This is a genomic window from Pseudomonas sp. D1HM (genome assembly GCF_019266105.1).
Classification (GTDB): Bacteria; Pseudomonadota; Gammaproteobacteria; order Pseudomonadales; family Pseudomonadaceae; genus Aquipseudomonas; species Aquipseudomonas taetrolens.
In genome coordinates, this window is sequence record NZ_LRMN01000023.1 from 1 (window position 1) to 16105 (window position 16105).

The 16105-nt window shown below is 56.1% G+C and carries 21 protein-coding genes; 9 read left to right on the forward strand and 12 right to left on the reverse strand.

The genetic code is table 11. The annotated features are described in order from the left end of the window. The 11 genes from AWM69_RS20250 to AWM69_RS20300 form a co-directional block, all read right to left on the reverse strand. A partial coding sequence (locus AWM69_RS20250) for a head maturation protease, ClpP-related (protein ID WP_218728171.1) occupies nucleotides 1-566 on the reverse strand: 566 nt, incomplete at its 3' end. Then, a complete protein-coding gene (locus tag AWM69_RS20255; RefSeq protein WP_218728172.1) occupies nucleotides 563-2047 on the reverse strand; it encodes a phage portal protein in 1485 nt (494 codons plus the stop codon). The genes AWM69_RS20250 and AWM69_RS20255, both read right to left, overlap by 4 nt. Beyond that, nucleotides 2047-2253, reverse strand: coding sequence for a phage head-tail joining protein (locus AWM69_RS20260; protein WP_218728173.1), 207 nt, complete (start codon nucleotides 2251-2253; stop codon nucleotides 2047-2049). The genes AWM69_RS20255 and AWM69_RS20260 overlap by 1 nt, the downstream gene beginning before the upstream one ends. A gap of 2 nt (nucleotides 2254-2255) precedes the next feature. Further along, complete coding sequence (locus tag AWM69_RS20265) at nucleotides 2256-4277, reverse strand: phage terminase large subunit family protein (protein ID WP_218728174.1); 2022 nt, start codon at nucleotides 4275-4277, stop codon at nucleotides 2256-2258. A gap of 3 nt (nucleotides 4278-4280) precedes the next feature. Next, nucleotides 4281-4889, reverse strand: coding sequence for a terminase small subunit (locus tag AWM69_RS20270; protein WP_218728176.1), 609 nt, complete (start codon nucleotides 4887-4889; stop codon nucleotides 4281-4283). A gap of 160 nt (nucleotides 4890-5049) precedes the next feature. Further along, entirely contained in the window at nucleotides 5050-5394 is a 345-nt protein-coding gene (locus tag AWM69_RS20275) for a phage holin family protein (protein ID WP_218728177.1), read from the reverse strand. Nucleotides 5395-5916: 522 nt separating this feature from the next. Beyond that, nucleotides 5917-6276: a hypothetical protein gene (locus tag AWM69_RS20280; RefSeq protein WP_218728179.1), complete on the reverse strand. Its 360-nt coding sequence runs from the start codon at nucleotides 6274-6276 to the stop codon at nucleotides 5917-5919. After that, nucleotides 6269-8485 carry a VapE domain-containing protein gene (locus AWM69_RS20285; protein ID WP_218728181.1) on the reverse strand — a complete coding sequence of 739 codons (2217 nt, stop codon included), beginning with the start codon at nucleotides 8483-8485 and terminating at the stop codon, nucleotides 6269-6271. The genes AWM69_RS20280 and AWM69_RS20285 overlap by 8 nt, the downstream gene beginning before the upstream one ends. Next, nucleotides 8475-8693: a TraR/DksA C4-type zinc finger protein gene (locus tag AWM69_RS20290; protein WP_218728183.1), complete on the reverse strand. Its 219-nt coding sequence runs from the start codon at nucleotides 8691-8693 to the stop codon at nucleotides 8475-8477. The genes AWM69_RS20285 and AWM69_RS20290 overlap by 11 nt, the downstream gene beginning before the upstream one ends. Then, nucleotides 8686-9204, reverse strand: a complete 519-nt coding sequence (locus AWM69_RS20295; RefSeq protein WP_048383174.1) for a phage regulatory CII family protein — start codon at nucleotides 9202-9204, stop codon at nucleotides 8686-8688. The genes AWM69_RS20290 and AWM69_RS20295 overlap by 8 nt, the downstream gene beginning before the upstream one ends. A gap of 337 nt (nucleotides 9205-9541) precedes the next feature. After that, nucleotides 9542-9802 carry a hypothetical protein gene (locus AWM69_RS20300; protein ID WP_218728184.1) on the reverse strand — a complete coding sequence of 87 codons (261 nt, stop codon included), beginning with the start codon at nucleotides 9800-9802 and terminating at the stop codon, nucleotides 9542-9544. A gap of 79 nt (nucleotides 9803-9881) precedes the next feature. On the opposite strand from AWM69_RS20300, the gene AWM69_RS20305 reads away from it, so the two are divergent. Further along, nucleotides 9882-10613 carry a LexA family transcriptional regulator gene (locus AWM69_RS20305; protein WP_218728186.1) on the forward strand — a complete coding sequence of 244 codons (732 nt, stop codon included), beginning with the start codon at nucleotides 9882-9884 and terminating at the stop codon, nucleotides 10611-10613. On the opposite strand, the gene AWM69_RS20310 is transcribed toward AWM69_RS20305, so the two are convergent. Continuing rightward, nucleotides 10614-12434 (reverse strand): hypothetical protein, encoded by a 1821-nt coding sequence (locus AWM69_RS20310; protein WP_218728187.1) that lies wholly within the window; start codon nucleotides 12432-12434, stop codon nucleotides 10614-10616. 216 nt (nucleotides 12435-12650) lie between these two features. Here AWM69_RS20310 and AWM69_RS20315 point away from each other — a divergent pair, with 216 nt between their 5' ends. From AWM69_RS20315 to AWM69_RS20350, 8 genes are all read left to right on the forward strand, one after another. Beyond that, nucleotides 12651-12830 (forward strand): hypothetical protein, encoded by a 180-nt coding sequence (locus tag AWM69_RS20315; protein ID WP_218728189.1) that lies wholly within the window; start codon nucleotides 12651-12653, stop codon nucleotides 12828-12830. After that, nucleotides 12827-13420 carry a hypothetical protein gene (locus AWM69_RS20320; protein WP_218728191.1) on the forward strand — a complete coding sequence of 198 codons (594 nt, stop codon included), beginning with the start codon at nucleotides 12827-12829 and terminating at the stop codon, nucleotides 13418-13420. Before AWM69_RS20315 ends, AWM69_RS20320 begins: the two co-directional genes overlap by 4 nt. 8 nt (nucleotides 13421-13428) lie before the next feature. Then, the gene (locus tag AWM69_RS20325; protein WP_218728192.1) at nucleotides 13429-13713 is read left to right on the forward strand and encodes a phage antirepressor KilAC domain-containing protein; all 285 of its coding nucleotides are present in this window, start codon (nucleotides 13429-13431) and stop codon (nucleotides 13711-13713) included. A gap of 25 nt (nucleotides 13714-13738) precedes the next feature. Beyond that, nucleotides 13739-13879, forward strand: coding sequence for a hypothetical protein (locus AWM69_RS20330; protein ID WP_218728194.1), 141 nt, complete (start codon nucleotides 13739-13741; stop codon nucleotides 13877-13879). Then, nucleotides 13872-14198: a pyocin activator PrtN family protein gene (locus AWM69_RS20335; RefSeq protein ID WP_218728195.1), complete on the forward strand. Its 327-nt coding sequence runs from the start codon at nucleotides 13872-13874 to the stop codon at nucleotides 14196-14198. The genes AWM69_RS20330 and AWM69_RS20335 overlap by 8 nt, the downstream gene beginning before the upstream one ends. A 42-nt stretch (nucleotides 14199-14240) precedes the next feature. After that, nucleotides 14241-14378, forward strand: a complete 138-nt coding sequence (locus tag AWM69_RS20340; protein WP_218728197.1) for a hypothetical protein — start codon at nucleotides 14241-14243, stop codon at nucleotides 14376-14378. Between the two features lie 265 nt (nucleotides 14379-14643). Beyond that, nucleotides 14644-14859 (forward strand): excisionase family protein, encoded by a 216-nt coding sequence (gene xisR / locus AWM69_RS20345; protein WP_218728198.1) that lies wholly within the window; start codon nucleotides 14644-14646, stop codon nucleotides 14857-14859. Further along, nucleotides 14856-16079 (forward strand): Arm DNA-binding domain-containing protein, encoded by a 1224-nt coding sequence (locus tag AWM69_RS20350; protein WP_218728199.1) that lies wholly within the window; start codon nucleotides 14856-14858, stop codon nucleotides 16077-16079. The genes xisR and AWM69_RS20350 overlap by 4 nt, the downstream gene beginning before the upstream one ends. Nucleotides 16080-16105 lie beyond the last annotated feature (26 nt).

Sequence of the window (16105 nt, forward strand, 5' to 3'; positions counted from 1 at the left end):
AAGGCCACTGCCTCGCTCGCCGTGAGCCAGGTTTCAGCATTGACCAGACGCCGCAGCTCCACCTCGTCAATGTTCGGCGACTTGGATTTGTAGGCTGCAATGATGACTTCCAGCGCCTGATCCAGTGCGGCGGCGACCTTGCGCAGACCCTCTGCATCGCCGGATGCGTAGGTGTAGGGGTTGTGGATCATCAGCATGGCATTGGACGCGATCACGACCTTGTGAGCGCCGCACACCGCGACACTGGCCGCGCTGGCTGCCAAAGCATCCACTCGGCCGGTGCAGCGCTCGCCAAGTCGCGACAGCGCGTTGTGAATGGCAAGACCGTCAAACAGGTCGCCGCCGATGCTGTTAAAGGCCACAACGATTGGCGACACGCCGTCATCGAGCGCTGCAAGGTCACGCACAAACTGGTTGGCAGTGATGCCCCAGGTACCGATCTCACCGTAGACATAGACCTCAATGCTGCGGGTCTCGGCCTCGCCGCTGGCCTTCAGGCTGTACCAGTGTTTGTTTTGCGTCGCCGGTGGGTCTCCGGCTTTGTTGAAAATGCGTAGCCTGTTCATGGTTTCTCCTTGTCGGCAGGCTCTTCTGGCAAGTCGACGAGCGTTTTGTAGTTGAGGCCCAGGTCTCGGGCGCGGGCCTGATCGGCAGCGTTTTCAGCGTCGACGGTTTCGGCGTCATAGCCCGAACGCAGGACCATTTCGCTGCGGGAGTTGAAGCCCGCATTGACCTCCATCATTCGCGCCTGAATGTCCTGCACCGGCTGGATATAGGCCCAGCCCTGCGGTACCCAGCGGGTGCGCAGGTATTCGCGGCGCCGTTGCGCGTAGTTGTCGAGCTTGAGGCGCCCTGCCAACACAGCCATATCCATCCATGCGGCCCGCACCGGGCGGCACAGCTGGTGCACGTATACGCCGAACTGCAGCTGCTCCAGTCGCCGACGGAATTCGTTGAGCACCACACGCAGCGCACGATCGTTAACCTCGCGCATATCGCCGGTGAGGATCTCGTAAGGCGTGCCGGTACCGGCGGCAGCGGCCATCAATTGTTGACGCATAAAGTCCGGGTAGTTGTTGCCGGCGTCCGGTGGTTTGGAGAACTCCACCTCTTCACCAGGCCCCAGTTCTTGCATGGTGCCTGGCTCCAGCGCGACCATCGGCGTGAAGCCGTCGCGGTCTTCGCTTAGCAACTGGCCCGTGACCGGGTCCCGGGGCTGCTGCGAGGCTTCGGGCGGCGGTCGGCTAATGAACCCGGCAAACAGGTTGGCCACCTCCTGACGAAACAGCACTGCATCGTCGTAGTTGTCCAGACTACGCAAACGCTTGAGCACAGGTGCCAAACGCGGCACCCCGCGCAACTGGCCGGGCTCGACCGGCTCAAAGATATGCAGCACCTGTTCCGCCGGTATCCGCACCAACTGGTTGTAACCGGCGTTCAACGACGATGCATCACGCGGGTGAACGCGGTACATCCAGTAGGCCACGCGCTGGTGAGCCGGGTTGAACTCGATCCCGGCGCGGATGCTGTTACCGTTTTTGGCCGGCTCAAATTTGTCGTGCGGCACAAACTCGGGAGCCAGTACCTGAAGCTGCAGCGGTACCGCCAGATCCTCGTCCTGGCCCCGTGGTCGCAGACGCACAAAGCACTCACCGGCAGTTTCCACGGTGCGGGCAATCAAGGCCTGCTGGCCGTAGAAGTCGGTCAGGCCATCGGGGTCCGATTCGTCCACCCAGTCGTCCCACAAGTCTTGCTGCAACTTGCGCAGAGCATCGTCCTCGATCTTGGGTCGAGGGGTGATGCCAGTGCCGATCAGGTTACTGACGCGCTTGTCGATGACGTTAAAGGCGTAGGGATCATTGCGCACCGCTGCCCGCGAACGGGCGCGCAAATTGCGCAAGGCCGGGGTATTGATGCTGTTGATGCCGATATCGGGCGCGTCCCAACTGGCCGAACGCCTGCCCTCACCAGCCCCTTCGTAACTGGCTTTGATCCGCTCCGGCAGTAAAAAGCCGTTGCGGGTCAGGGTTGGATATTGGCGTGCCATTAGTGTCCCTTGCCTCCGTGATAAAGCCGGATCACCCGCGAGCGCGGCCCCGCCGAAGCGACCAGCGAAGTGCGGATCTGATCGCGGGCCTTTAGCAGCTCATCCACCGTGCGGTACTCCACGGTGCGGTCGGCGTAGCGCACGGTTTTCTCGCCGCGCGCGATGGCCGACTCAACCGCGTCGAGGTGCTTTTGGGTAAAGGACATAATCAGCGTCTCTTGAGATAGCCGCTGCTGGAGCTGCGACGTTGAGGGAGTCGTGCAACCGGCTGAGGTGGTGCCGCCGGGGTTAGTTCGGATGCTGGAGCAGGATCAACTGGTTGTTGCACAGGTGCCGGCTCAGTTGCAGCGGTGACGGCAATACGCTCGACTGCGGGCGGTTTGTCATCGAATAGCCCGGCCTGCGCCAGAGCTTGGCGAATGCGCTCCCAGTCGTGTTCCTTGTAGCGGTTCAGGCCCAGGTAATGCGCCATCGCTAAGCAGTACACCATCAGGTCGAGCGCTTCGTTGCGCTCGGCTTTGCCTTTGACCCATTCGATGCGCTTGTAGCCTTTGACGTAGCGCGCCACCTTGCGCTCGGCCACGCACTGGTCGAAGAAGTCATCCGGCAGGTCGTTGGCAAAGTGCAGCGCGCCCGGCCCATCTTCAAATGGGTATCGGTTGTAGATCCAGTCCTTGGCGGTGTCGGTACCGACAAACCACAGCTCGGCGCCGTTGCGTTCCGTCTGGCCTTTCCAGGTGACGTCGACCATTGACGGGCGTTGCGCAATAACCGGTTTGCCCGGCTTGCTCGCACCCTTGATGGCAAAGATATTGCGCCACCGGCGAAGGCGACAGAACTGATAAACCTCGTCCGTGTGGTGACCGCCGGAGTCGACGGCGGTGGCAAGGATGCCGAGCCCAACGCCACAAGGATGCGGATAACGCACCTTGAGCTTTTCATCGAGCACGGCCCAGGTGCGATCGTCTGCCGGGTCGCCCCAGATCACCTGGTAGTCGATGATCCAGCGTTCCATGCCGACACCCCAGCCCATCACCATCAGTTCAAGGCGATTGGCTTGTACGTCGACCGATGCGGTGAGCATCAATACGCGCTGGGTCATCGACCCCAAACCGTAGGTTTCGCGGCGCGCGCGCTCTTTCAGCACGTCCGCTTTGGTCTGCTCTTGGGCGCTGTCCCAAACCTTGGCCAGGCGGGTGTTGTAAAACACCTGCATGGGTTCAAGATCACCACGGTTCTGCGCCTTCTTGGCCTTTTCAAATTGCTTGGCCAGCGAACGCCAATCCATCCAGCCAAGCGGTGAATACAGGGCGTTGAGGTGAAAGCCTATGGTTTCGCCGTCTCCCTGAGCATGGGATCGCCATTCGCCCCGGGCCAGCATCTGGCCCTTGTGGTGCTCCTCAATCAGCACGTCACAATCGGGCCCGGCGCATTGGTAATGCACCACGCTGTAATCCGCCGAGTAGTGCAGGCTTTCCCATTCCAGCACCTGCATGTGGCCGCAGGTTGGGCATGGGACGTAGTAGTAACGCTGGTCGCTGGTCTCAAAGAGGTCGGCGATACGCGAGGCGCCCTTGATCGTCGGTGAGCTGGAGAAGTAAAACTTTGCGTTACGCCCGAAGGTACTGCCCCGAGTTTCGGCCAGCTCGATCGGGTCACCCTCTTCACCCACGTCCACATCCCAGCGATCGATCTCATCGCCGTAGATGTAGCGGGCCGACAGCTCGGCCAGGTTGGCCGCAGAGCCAGCGGTGGTGACGTACAGCGAGCCGCCTTCAAACTCTTTGGTGTCCATTGTGTTGCGTGCGTCCCGCGAGCGGTTGGCCGCGACACGCTCACGCAGTACCGGCGTGGCTTTGATGGTCTTGCTGATGCGCGACGACACCCGCTTGGCCAGGCTGAGGCTTGGCAGCAGGGTCAGGATATTGGACGGCACCATATGGATCAGGCCGCCAATCCAGTTCAAAGCGATCTGGGTTTTCATCAGCTGTGAGGCCACCATCGTGACCACACGCTTGCAGGGGTGACCCGGCGACAGGCAGCGCATGGGCTCGCGTGCATAAGGTGTGCGCGAGGTGCGGTATTGACCGGGCTCGGCGGCGCCGGTGTCACGCGGGATACGCATGTATTCATCGGCCCACTGGTCGACCCACAACGACGGGTCAGGCCGTAGCCCACGGAAATACGCCTCGCGGTACACCTCTGCACCGTTCGGGGTTTCCGTGGGCATGGGTTAACTCTTGTTGTTGAGGGCGTGAACCAGATCAGCCGAGGACATACGCTCAGCGTCCTCCAGCGAGGCGCGGATGGCAGCGGTCAAACGGCGCTCGATTTCCCAAGGGTCAGTCATAGAGGCCAGCTCCGGCGCCAGTTGCGGCGGCATGCCCAGCAACTGATCGCGCAGCAAACGTCCCGCATTGAAGGCGCCGGTTTTGACCGCCTCCAGCTCGACTTGTGAACCTTGGACCTTGTGAAATTCGGCCTCGGCCAGTTGCGCCAGGTAGTACTCGCGGTGGGCACGGGCTCTTTGAAAGTCGGGTTGCTTGCCTGCCGGGCTGATGGCCGGCTGCGGCGCAGCCATGTTCGGCGTGGATTCGACCAGAGGAGACAACTGACTGGTCACGTCGCGCTGCACTCGCCCCTCCTGATGCCGAGCGGCAACGGCGGCTTTAGTGGGGTCTGCCGTGTCGCGGATTAGGGCAATGGTCTCTTCAACATTGATCTGTCTTTCATCCGCCGACAGGACCAGCCGGTTGTTCTTTCTAAGCCAGGTGATGTAGCTCGGCGCCTTGCCGATATAGGCCGCAAAGGCACTCTTCGACAGAAAGATGGGGGCTGTCACAAACCCTCCTTTTCAATGGCTTTTCAATGCAAGCCTTTCAATTTCAATGGATTGAATTTCAATAAGCTGCCAGCCCTGCGGCTAACGATTTCCCGCGGGTTTCCTGCCCCGTACCCCCCGAAATTCCTCAGGGTCCCCGGCAGGATTTGAGAGACGATAATTATTCTGATTTGTCAGAACCGGGAGGAATTTCACAAACTCCGAGACGTTTTGCAGCCCAGCGCTCGTAAAGGCCAATTGCGACGTCCGCCCCGGCCATCGCTGTGAGGCAGCCCACTGCCGATGCTGCCCAGATCGACACACCGTTGGCGTGTAGCAACATCATCGTGGACAAGCCGCAGCCGACACAGGCACCTGACCGTAAAGCCAAGCGCCGCACCAAAGACCAGCCGCTTGCACCGTCCTTGTCCGCTCGCCACATTTCTCCCGACACCCCGCCAACCAAGGACAGTGCAATCACTAACCAGATCGGCATATCTGCTAACGCTTGTTGCTCTGTTGTCATTACCTGCCCCTAAACGCAAAAAACCCGGCGCAATGGCCGGGTTTAGTGGTGGGTGTCGGCCGCTCTCTGCGGTCGCACCTATCGAAGATGACTACTTTTTACAGGTGGAATTTACTGGCAGCAAGCGGGTTTTAATGCCACCGGCGAATAAGTGGGTTAGGCAGCTGAACGCCGGGGGAATGTCGGCGAATACATCACCCCGGCTAGCGCTTTTGGCGGTTGTCTGCCCTGCCCCACTGCTCTGGGTCAAGGTGGGACAAAGGAGGGCGCCTAAATCAAAGGCTCTGACCCACTGTCCTACTTCTTTTACTTTTCCCTCGTATATAGAAAGATTATTAAAAGCACGCATGCGCGTGAAACGCGCGTGTCGCTGCCCGCTACGCTCACATGTGCGAGGGGCACTAACAGGCGGGACAGTGGGACAGACCAGCAACGGCGCGGGCTGCGCTTGACCCACTGCCGTTGAAAGCAGCGGGACAAGGTGGGCCGTAGATAATTGGCGAGCAAAGGGAGAGGCATCGATCACGCAGCTTTTTTCCCGAGCAGCAGATCAGCAATGCATTCATGAGCTTCGTGCAGCCGCTCGTAGTAGGTTTTCCGGCAGCACCCGCAGTGAGTGATCTTCTGCGACAGGAAGCTGTCGTGGTTGCAGTAGTGCTCGCGTACCACCACCGACAACTGCGGCGGCAGGTGTTTATTGACGATCAACTCAATGTCGGCCGACTCATCGAGCAGTACCCGACTACCCCGTGTGCCGCGAATCAGCTCGCCTTTGGTTTCCATCAGCATGGCAATCATGTTGCCACTGCCTGCACCTTCAGGCGCTGCGCTGTGCAGATCCTCTGCCCAGAGCTTGAGCATGGTGTCGATATGCTTAATCAAAGCAAGGCTCCTCGATCTTCTGCACCTGCAGGGCTGAGTGACCACCCCAGTTATCAGGCTTCTTGTACGCCCAGGGACGCTGACCACTCTTGGCCAGAGCTGGCAAGCGCACGCGACGCCATCCAAGCCGGTGCATGATCGCGCCTACGCGCATCTGCTCGGGTTTGCCCCAGTGGCCGAAGTCGAGTTTGAGCGCGCTGGCCAACACTTCACTGCCGCTGGTGGTTTCGCCGATCTGCGACTCTTCCAGCCAGTTGAGGATCGGGCCTTCCCATTCATCCACCACAAAACGCTCGTCCTGGGCTTCGGAGAACATCGCGGTTTCATCGCGGTTGACCCACCAGATATCGCCTGCCTCATAACAAAACATCGCCTCAGCCCAGAGTTGGTCACGGATCTCGCGCAGTTGCTCCAGATCGACCTTGGTGCAGGCCACCGGCCAATAACGGCGGTTGCCCGTGGCGTCTTTGAGGTATTCGTCCTGGTTCGTGGTACCCACGAAAACACACTGGCGTGGCACGTCATTTGTTCTGCGGCCGTAGCTCTCTCGGTAGGTGTCGGTGGATGCCGAGAAAAACTGCTTGGCCTTGGTGCTTTCGGCCTTGTTGAAGCTATCCAACTCGCCCAGTTCGATGATCCATTTACCACGGATCGCCTGAAAGCCGTCCTTGTCGCCCAGAGCAAACGGCGTATCCATAAACCAGTCGCCGCCGAGGATGCTCATGGCCGTGGACTTGCCTTCGCCCTGCCCGCCTTCAAGGATCATCACCGAGTCAGCTTTGCAGCCTGGGCGCATCACCCGGGCAACCGCCGAGATCATCCAGCGCTTGCCGACCTTGGCGCTGTAACCGCTTTGGGCCACACCCATGACCGTGGTCAGCCAGGTCTCGAGGCGCGGCACGCGGTCCCATTCAAGCTTGTTCAGGTAGTTGCGTACCGGGTGAAAGGAGTTGTCATGGGCAACAACGCTGACCGCCTCAATCACGCTAGAGGCTTTGACGCGCAGGTTGTATTGCTGGGCCAGCCACTTCATCACCCGGATATCGTCGATATCGCCCCAGTCCCCGGTGCCGCCGCCGTACGGGGGCGTGCGCAATTTGACGATCTTGGAGCTGAAGGCGCTGAAAGTGATCACACCGGCCCAGCGCTCATCGTTACCGAGGATCAGTTCGACGTTCTGCATATGTGCGATCAACGAGCCGTTTTCAGTGCGTGCCAGCTGGTCTTTCCAGCCCCCTGCAGCAGGCGGCCGGACCACCGACAACACCTGGCGGCGGACAGCATCCAAACCTTCAGCACAATGCAGATCGTTGAAGTCGGTCCATTTGATCTCGCGCTCGCCCGAAAAGACCGGCCCAACCACCTGGCCGCCAACGATCAAGGCCGCATTGCTGCCCTTCTCTTCACCCGGGTTCCAAGGCTCGCCATTGGGGCGTTTGGTCTTCCAGTCATCATCGCGGCAGACGATCAGGGCACGACCCGGGAAACGCTCGCGCATGGCCTTGGCCACCACGCTCAAATTGCCCGCGTCAAACGCAATGGCCACCGTCAACGAGGTGGCCATATGCAGGCTTGCGCCGGTGGCGTAGCCCTCACACACCAGGACGGGTTCGCCCGGCTCAGGGTGTGGGCCAATCAGGTGGAAAGCGCCCTCTTTGGACATGCCATAGGGCCAATAGGATTTGTCGCGGCCGGTGTCCTGTTGTTTTTCGGGGTAGATCACCTGTAGCCCGACGATCTGATCCCGCACGTTGCTCATCGGCACCAACACAGCACCGGAGCGCGGGGCATAACGCACGCCCATGCCGACGATCTGCTTGCGATCCAGATAAGCGCTACGACCCTTCTCCGGCATACGCTTAAACAGACCAGATGCACGATTGGCAGCACGGCGTGCGGCGTTCGCGGCAATCTCAGCGGCGCGGCGCTTACCTTCTTCCTGACGAGCGCGCATAACGTCACGCTCCTCCTGGCTCATGCGCCCGGCCTTGACCTTGATCTTGTTGCTGTCGCCCGTCCGCCAATCACCATAGCTACCAAAAATCAGAGTTTCGTTTTTCTCGGTGCGGTGCTCATGGATCACGTACCAGCCGTTTTTCTCTTTACCCTTGTCCTGCGTAGTCTTGCAGCGGGTCAGCTTGCCGAACGTGAGTGGTTGCGCAGGCTCAAGGCCGTGGTCAGCGAATTGACCGAGAACGTCATCGAGCATAACGGGTACCTACTTGTTCGTTCAGTTGTTGGCAGACTGCACAGCGCGTACAGCTGGTGACGGCCAGACGACGGGCCAGGGGAATCGATGAATTGCAGTCCACACAAAACTCGAAAGACGCAAACGCCGGCTGCGCTTTGCGCGCCGCCAGTGCCAGGTCAATGCGTTCCTGCACCAGGTCATTAGCAAAATCTGCAATATCAGCCACGGTCAGCACCCCGCGTGGTCGAGTTGACGTAGCAGGCGCGATTGAACATGCCCAGCAGCCCCTGAATGCCACGAAACACCTGCAGGCGAATCTCGGCCAGTTCGCGGTCATTGACCACCCCGTCGCCAATGCTCTTGGCCCAGGTGTCGGCCAGATCGGCTACCTGACGGAAATACACGGCAAGGCCAGTGGTTAGCGTCTCGGGCATATCGTCGGTATAGGCCTCAGCCAACTCCTGCCAGATCGTGTCCCCCACTAACGCGTGCACCGCATCAAGGATGCGGCGGTCTTTGGTCAGCTCCAGGATCTCAGCGAACTCTTGAACATTCACCGTGTGACTTGGGTGGGTCGGAGACAGCTTGTGCTGCAGCGTGGTGGGATTGCGGCCGGTGGTGGCGGCGATGGCGGCAGCGCCACCCGGGTAGTCACGGGCAGCGTGATACAGGGCCAGATCGAGCGGCAGAATTTCGCGGCGCGCTCGTTGGGTGCAACTAAGAGCAATACGGCTCATGGCATTAATCCTTGAATGTTGCCAGTGCCGCGCGGCGTGCTGTGGTGGTACATTTGCCGCGTGGCTTGAAAGGGCCCAAAAGCCGGCCAGGTCCGCAAGACCAAAACCGGCACCGTGCCGAGGCAAGCGATCCGTCGCTCACCTCTGGCGCAACAGCTGCCAGATCTGTGGTGGATAAGGCAGCAACCCAAAGCTTCCGAGCCTTGGAAAGCGCGGTTAAGGGAGGCGGAATTGCATGTGGTGTGCCCGCCTATCTTGTCCGCGACCCGGCGACACTGTGGTGGTGTGCCCCGGGAGGAACTGGGCGGCCTTATTGGTCGCCTTTTTTCTTTCTAAACTATGCTGCAGCCTTATGGGGCGAAGATGCTTCAAGCAACCAGGTAGCCTCAAACGAGTGACCTTTTTTCTGTGCTGCTGTTGCCAGTAACTCGGCATAACGGGTTTCACCGGTGTAATCAGTACGGGGCAAACATGCCGCCAGACGCCATTTATTCAGCGCCTGGTAGCTACGTTCACACACCCTGGCTGCGGCACCGATACCACCTACAGCTTCAAACGCGAACGCAATGGCATTCGGAAAATCCGCGGGGTTCAGCATTGCAAGCTCCACTTATCAACTCGCGGTTGATATTAAACATCAACTGACAATTGCGCAAGCTCTATGAGAGTCTCAACCTATGGTTGATAAAGACGAATTACGCGCAGAGTTCAGCTCGCGCCTACACGAAGCACTCGACGACGCCGGCATCCGTAGCCGTGGACGCGGAGTGGACATTCACAAGCGCCTGAAAAGCGTGGGAGTTCACAAAACCACCCAAGCCATTAGTAAGTGGCTGAATGGCGAGGCTATGGCAGAAGCGGACAGCATGGTTGCCCTGTGCGACTGGCTGAAAGTGCGCCGGGAATGGCTGGAATACGGGGTTCTGCCAAAAGAGCAGACCACTGAGATTGTTGCTCATCAGTTGAAGGTAGGCGACGAAAGCAATGTCAGCGGCATAGTTGAACGCTTCGGCAAGGTTCCGCTTATATCGTGGGTACAGGCTGGCGCCTGGTGTGAGGCCATCTGTAATTTCGAGCCTTACGATGCTGACACCTGGATCTCCTGCCCTGTGCCTATCAGCCAAAGCGGTTATGCGCTGAAGGTTTTGGGTGACTCCATGACCAATCCGGGACCAGGTAGAAGCTATCCCACTGGCTGCATCATATTTGTTGATCCTGAAACTCAGTTCAATAACGGTGATCGAGTGGTCGCACGGGTGCCGCGCACCAATGAAGTGACTTTCAAGGTGCTGGATTCGGATGCAGGAAGGGTTTATCTACGGCCAATCAATCCGCAATATCCAATCATTGATATCACGGAAGAGACGCAGATCTGTGGGAAGGTGGTTGGGTCGTTTATTCCAGAGTAACTAAATATCAGACAAAAGCAGTATTTCAGAGCGATTAGGCACCCCCTTATCAAGCCCAACACCTACTTGCCCAGAACTTACCTCAGGCACATCAACCTCATTAACGCGTAACGACTTAATTATATGAATCGAATACAGATCACCCTTTTTCGCCACTAACCTCATACCGATCGCCAAAGACACCTTATCAATATCTAATATTAATATTGTATTATTTTTATACATCTCTCTCGGCTGACCAAAACTTATCATTCCTGAAGGATGAAACCCTACGACCCCAAACTGAAACAACTGCTCTCTTACATATTCTTTTTTAATAACGCCGCCTACAACAAGAAAATACGCCCGATAAAGATCATAAGTTGTTACCAATCCTCTTTTATCTAGCCGAGCATCGTTAACTTGGTGATCGGTAAATGGTGGGTTTTGTCTATCTACAGGGGATACATAACGCTGATGATTGACTATATAAAGACCAAAAACATCAAATCGCCCTCGCTGCTCCGCGCGCCTAAATTTTATTTTACTTATCTGTGAGCATGCCTTATCCGTAGAAGTCCCACCTATCCCCTTCACCTCAACCACTAACAGTTTGTCACCACAATCCACTTGCAAGTCTTCTTCAAAACCATCGCGCTGCGTTTCATCCATATTAACAACCGAATCAAAACCTAGCCACTCTAAATAAACCTTAATCGCAGAGACCAACTTATCCCCCGACTCAGTAAGAATATCTCTCAAAAACTTACTATCTTCTTTTATTGCAGCTAAAGATTTTTGATTTTGCTCAATATCCTTTTGATATTTATTTTGCAATTTTACTTTTTCACAAAGTAACTCAGCCTCTCCTGGCAATGGGTATGATCCATCATCAAGCCAACCGAACTGACCACTATATGGGAATATCTTGGGAAAATGCTGAGCAAGGTGTACATTAAAAAGCTCGTACAAAAATGATCCTTTGTCCGAAACTTGCGGAAAAACAAAAACAGTCCCCCCACTTACATCATGAACATAAGAAACTATCTCTCCGCCCCCATTCAAAGCCAACGGGACAAACTCATTATTGAGAACTCTTTTATTTAAACTATAGTCCCAATGCTCAGGATGTTCGAATACAACAGAATATTCTCCCTCCTGCATATATTTTAACACCAACTCAGTTAGCCCCAACGAACTTTCTACGGGCTTAACCCTAGTACCCTTTCTATTTATAGCCTTAGGGAAATCATTATAAAAATTCATATTAGAATGATTCAAACTATCGTCATAAGTATTACCATTTGATGCAATCTTAACCAACTGATAGTCTACAATATTTTTAGAGTCAGAAAAAATAATTAATATAGAACCTTTAGATAAAAAATCTTCAAGCCTAGTCCGCAGTGCGTTAACACCAAAAGGTTTAAAATCAAATACATGTTGAGGAAATTGGCTTAAAAGCGCGTAGGTAACATTTGCTCCAACATGTTTTAAATCAAGATGCTCGTTACGACTATAAGCAACTCTATTCTTACATCCCAGATCAATTATAGATATATCAAACTCATGTAAGTTCTCAGGAATTAGATGCTGCGCCTGCAGTAGATGTTGAGAATCACGCTGAGTATTTGGGACCTCCATCACGCCACCAAGACTACCAGTTACGCAATTGAATAAGTTTTTTTCAAGTAACTCAACAGCTTCTCTTTCCAAATCAAACGTACAAATCATTGGAACATCATTAGGAATCGATTTCACAGCTTCTGCTTTTGGTTCATTCTTCATAATATCGACCCCGCTCCCTACGCCCTTAGATTTTCTTGAGAAATAACCAAGCATATATTTCCTTAAGTTTCTGAGCACAGACTTTGTAAGTATTAGCACCTAGTAATTTCACTTTACAAAGCCAATTAACTCGGATTGAACAGCTTTCTTATTCACTCTATCAAAAGATTAGGTCAATATGCCATCACGCACACAAGGCCAATCAGTTGACTTTTAGCAACCACTGGTTGATATTAGCCTCACTCTCCCACCACAGAGCGAGGCAACACCATGCACACCACAGCAACCCTGCACGTCCACCCAGCGTGCGCCAGTGACCGTCGAATGATCGAGCAGTTGCAAGCCACCACCGGCTGTCTGGTCATCCTCCACAACCGCAAGCCCCGACTGGTCCCGCACAGCAAGCACCCTGCCCCGTTCGATCCGAACAACGGAGGGCATGCAGCATGAACCGGTTTTCTTTGACTGATAAAACCCTTCGCCTGCTGGCTGCGCAGGTCAATTTGAACGGCGCGTTTCACCACTCGTGCAGCTTCAAAAATACCAACCTGCCGTTGATCTTCGTGCTGCAGGTTGAGCGCAGCTCCACCAGCACGCTTTTCACCATTGTTACCGGCGACGAGAAGCACAGCCTGACGGTGAACGACGCCGAAAAAGACAAGCACCTGATGCTCGCAGAATTTATTGAGTCCATCGCCACTGGCCGCATGGACACTGCCGAACCCGCCATTCCGCGGCTGCGTACTGAATCTGTAGACCGCGGCCAGCTACTGGATGCCAATCAACAAGAGCAGCTGCGCCAGCTGGTGCGCTATGGCGGCTCGTTGTTGCTTGATGTCGGTCTGGACGAGGCTGTCAGCCTGGCAGTGCATCGTACGCAGAGCCGTAAAGGCATCACGGCGATTCTGGTCGCCGGAGACAGTTATCCGCGCACTCAGTGCTTTACGGCTTATGGCGACGATCAGCACAGCTTTAACCGGCTACTGCAGTCGCTCGATCACTTGGTCGCGTCGGCAGCTCCTGCCGCACTCGCAGCCTAGGGGGTGTTATGGAACGCACCCTCGCCAAAGCCGCTGTGTGCCTGAGCACTACCCGTCCAAAACTGATTAAGTTGATGCGCGAAAAAGGCCTGCTCAACGAGCGTAACTTGCCGGCCTTCCCGGTTCGGGACCGTGAATATCTGCGGATAAAGGACAGCAATTGGTTCCACGCTGAACTTGGCATGCAGTACAGCCAATCAACCCGTGTGCGTCAGCCCGGTATCGCTTGGCTGGCCGAGCAGTTGGGCCTGGCTCTTCCAGCAATTCCGGCTGATCACCGTGACGTGGCCTAGGGAATACGCTCGGCAGATCGTGGCCATGCCGACACGCGAGGAGCGCAACGCTGCGCTCCTTGAAGTGCCGGAACATTTGCGCGAACTGACCAAGCGCCACTGCCTGAATGCCTGGAACCACCCGGCCCGCCTTCACCCCAAACCGAGTACGCCAGCCCATGAGTAATTCCAATCAAAGCCCGCTACGGCTGCTGCCAGCACCGGATGCGGACACCGTAGAGCTGCTGTACCGAAATTTCGGTGATGTGCTGATCCCCCTCGACAAGCTGCGCGTGCAGTACTTCCGGCACCTCAACGAGCAGTCGTTTACGGCAGAGATCATCAGCGGCCGGATTCAAATACCCGTGATCACGCTCGACAGCAGCCGTAAGGCGCCGAAGTTCGTTCACATCCGGCACATTGCCGCGCTGATCGACATTCGTGCGTACAAGGCCGACGAGGAGCTGGCCAGAGCGCAAAGCGATTCACCGAATAAAGACGACTAGCTAGACGCTGCCACCACCAGCGCCGTACCAGGAGCACACCACATGACCCCTACCCAGATCAGCGCACTGATCTTTTTGATATTGAGCGCGGCCTTGCTCTATTGGCTCGGCTACCGCAACGGCCAGGCCGATGGCCGCAAGCATCAACCCGAACCCTGCACCCGGAGAAAAGCGGCATGACGCACTTACTGACCAACCACTTGCCCCTGCCCGCTTTACTCCGCAACACCAATGGGATCGACACGCCTGTAAAAAACAGTCTCTGCTGCGCAGCAGCAGGCATTACTAAAGCTTTTCGCGCCACTGCGGGGGTGCTTATACCCCACGTAAAGCTGCGCGGGGCAGCACATGTTGATGCAACGCTAAACGCTAAGAATCGCCCGCCCGCGCAGCTTGTAGTGGGGTATACGCACTGCAAGAGCAACGATTTCCAGAGGGTTAAACCATGAGCGCCGTACGAAAGATGGATTTTTTTATTACCCCAGGTGCTTGGTTCCGCCAGGAGTTATTGCCGCCCACCTTTGGCATCAGCACCGAGGCCGCTCGTAAATACCGCTCCAGCGGTAAATGGTTAGAAGGCAGACATTGGCGTTGGGACCCAGCCAATGTGATCGTCTACAACCGCTCAGAGATTGAGAAGTGGATGGCTGGCCAGCCATGACAGACAAAATGCCAACCGGCGTGGAGCTGAACGGTAAGCAATTACGCATATCGTTCATGCTTCATGGCCAGCGGTGTAGAGAGCCACTGGCCGGCATCGTGAAGGTCAACAAGTCCGCAATTGCTTACGCAGACAACAAGCGCCGCACGATCTTGGCTGAAATTAAAGAGGGTCGTTTTGATTACGCGACCCACTTTCCCGACTCTCCACGCGCGGCCATGTTCTCAGGCACTGGCGGCCACTCTACAAAGCGAACTGTCTCAGAAGGCATTCAGCGCTGGATGGAAGTCCAGCGCGCCCTACGGGCCTCAAGCACAGCCACCAACTACGCGAGCAAGGCACTGCACGTCGAGAAAAAGTTCGGCAAATCGAAGATCGTCGATATCAGCAAAAGTGACATTGAACTGTTCCAGGCTCAGTTGCTAAAACAAGGGCTCGCCCCCAAGACTGTGAATGACATTTTTACGGTTATAAGGGGCGTCTGGGCCAACGCTTTTGGCGACGGGATTCTGAAAGCTAACCCTCTAGATCGAATCAGCAATGTGGGTACTGACGCCGACCTCGAGCACGCCGACCCATTCAGCCGGGAAGAGATCGCGCAAATAGGCAAAGCAGACCCTACTCGTATGCCTGAAGCCCGCATGATTATGTTCAACTGCTGGGCCGGGCTGTCATTGTCTGAAGTGATCGCACTCGCAGTGGAAGACGTAGATCTTGAAGCAGGCACCGTTCATGTGCGCAGAGCGTCAGTCGTTGGCGAGTTCAAAGTGCCCAAAGAACGCTCTAGATTGCGCACCGTCGAGTTGATCGACCCTGCTCTAGCACTAATGCGTGAGATTCTTGCCGACGCCTCGCAAGCTCCATGCGTAGAGATTAAAGTGATTCAACGCGACAACATCACCAGCAAAAAACAAAAGGTCCGATTCTTGTTCCGTAGTAGTACCAGCAGACTGCTTTGGAACGGCAAGACCCTGAGCAACTGGTTTACCTCGCACCTAAAAAAGGCAGAGATCCGGCACCGCGGTGCCAATCAGTGCCGGCATACATTTGCCAGTCAGATGCTATCGAGCTATGTGCCAGTTGAATGGGTCGCACGACAACTGGGACATGCAGATACAACTATGGTGCGAAAACACTATGGAAGATGGATACCTCGAGACACCAAGAGCATGGCAGGGGTTGTGTCGGAGATGTTGGGGTTTAGAACTCCCACAATATGACCTGAAAAAGATTCCTGCTCGCCTCC

Coding starts and splice junctions, on each gene's coding strand:
- AWM69_RS20295 (WP_048383174.1), bottom strand. CDS start 9,204: ATGAGCCGTATTGCTCTTAGTTGCACCCAACGAGCGCGCCGCGAAATT.
- AWM69_RS20305 (WP_218728186.1), top strand. CDS start 9,882: ATGGTTGATAAAGACGAATTACGCGCAGAGTTCAGCTCGCGCCTACAC.
- AWM69_RS20320 (WP_218728191.1), top strand. CDS start 12,827: ATGAACCGGTTTTCTTTGACTGATAAAACCCTTCGCCTGCTGGCTGCG.
- AWM69_RS20310 (WP_218728187.1), bottom strand. CDS start 12,434: ATGCTTGGTTATTTCTCAAGAAAATCTAAGGGCGTAGGGAGCGGGGTC.
- AWM69_RS20325 (WP_218728192.1), top strand. CDS start 13,429: ATGGAACGCACCCTCGCCAAAGCCGCTGTGTGCCTGAGCACTACCCGT.
- AWM69_RS20335 (WP_218728195.1), top strand. CDS start 13,872: ATGAGTAATTCCAATCAAAGCCCGCTACGGCTGCTGCCAGCACCGGAT.
- AWM69_RS20340 (WP_218728197.1), top strand. CDS start 14,241: ATGACCCCTACCCAGATCAGCGCACTGATCTTTTTGATATTGAGCGCG.
- AWM69_RS20285 (WP_218728181.1), bottom strand. CDS start 8,485: ATGCTCGATGACGTTCTCGGTCAATTCGCTGACCACGGCCTTGAGCCT.
- AWM69_RS20275 (WP_218728177.1), bottom strand. CDS start 5,394: ATGACAACAGAGCAACAAGCGTTAGCAGATATGCCGATCTGGTTAGTG.
- xisR (WP_218728198.1), top strand. CDS start 14,644: ATGAGCGCCGTACGAAAGATGGATTTTTTTATTACCCCAGGTGCTTGG.
- AWM69_RS20330 (WP_218728194.1), top strand. CDS start 13,739: ATGCCGACACGCGAGGAGCGCAACGCTGCGCTCCTTGAAGTGCCGGAA.
- AWM69_RS20260 (WP_218728173.1), bottom strand. CDS start 2,253: ATGTCCTTTACCCAAAAGCACCTCGACGCGGTTGAGTCGGCCATCGCG.
- AWM69_RS20300 (WP_218728184.1), bottom strand. CDS start 9,802: ATGCTGAACCCCGCGGATTTTCCGAATGCCATTGCGTTCGCGTTTGAA.
- AWM69_RS20265 (WP_218728174.1), bottom strand. CDS start 4,277: ATGCCCACGGAAACCCCGAACGGTGCAGAGGTGTACCGCGAGGCGTAT.
- AWM69_RS20255 (WP_218728172.1), bottom strand. CDS start 2,047: ATGGCACGCCAATATCCAACCCTGACCCGCAACGGCTTTTTACTGCCG.
- AWM69_RS20315 (WP_218728189.1), top strand. CDS start 12,651: ATGCACACCACAGCAACCCTGCACGTCCACCCAGCGTGCGCCAGTGAC.
- AWM69_RS20350 (WP_218728199.1), top strand. CDS start 14,856: ATGACAGACAAAATGCCAACCGGCGTGGAGCTGAACGGTAAGCAATTA.